This window comes from Oleiphilus sp. HI0117, from assembly GCF_001635235.1.
The window spans coordinates 1-761 of sequence record NZ_LWGA01000312.1; the positions used below are offsets into that span (position 1 = coordinate 1).

2 protein-coding genes are annotated in these 761 nt (G+C 47.6%); both read right to left on the minus strand.

All coding sequences use genetic code 11. The features are described from left to right. The coding region (locus A3757_RS03845) for a peptidogalycan biosysnthesis protein (protein WP_197469733.1) at positions 1–433 on the minus strand (433 nt) is incomplete at its 3' end. 13 nt (positions 434–446) lie between these two features. Then, positions 447–761, minus strand: a 315-nt coding sequence (locus A3757_RS26260) for an SGNH/GDSL hydrolase family protein (RefSeq protein WP_369819525.1), incomplete at its 5' end; no start/stop codon positions are given.

Here is a 761-nt window from a genome sequence, read left to right on the forward strand (position 1 = left end):
AACCCGAGTAGCCTTGCTCATGACAATGCTTTGGAGCAAAGTCATGCAAGGCCGTAATCACGGCGCTATGATCAATACCCTCTCGTATAAGTATCCGTGAACCGGTAATGGGGGTGAAAGGAATGGCTGAAACTAACTTGGGATAATAAGCCAATCCATATTGATGGTAAGCATTCGCCCAAGCATGGTCAAAGACGTATTCACCATAGCTATGCTGCTTAACATAGCTAGGAACAGCGGCGACCAATGTATCGCCCTGATAAGCCATGAGGTGATGCACCAACCATCCTGAGCATCCACCAACCGCTTGTGTTTTTTCCAAGGCATCGAGAAAGTGGTAGCGCACAAAGGGGTAGCCCTCACCTGCCAAGGAATTCCAGGCCTGCTCTCCCACCTCAGCAATTGAGGTGACGTAACGGAACTCAATAGTCATCCTGTTGCCACACTTATTTAGCTGAAAGCAAAGTATCCAATACTTTGTCTACGTGCTCAAACATCGTTTGTTGCGCGCTTTCCGTCGGATGAATACCATCGTCTTGCATCATACCTTCAACACCAGCAACCCCTTCCAATAAGAAGGGAACTAAGGATAGATCCATTTGCAATGCCAGGTCTGAGTATATATTCGCAAAGGCTTTGGTATAACGGTCACCATAGTTAGGCGGTATCTGCATGCCTAGCAATATTACTTGGGCTCCAGCCTCTTGTGACATCACAGCCATCGCTTCTAGGTTATTACGAATCTGCCTAACCGGGGTTCC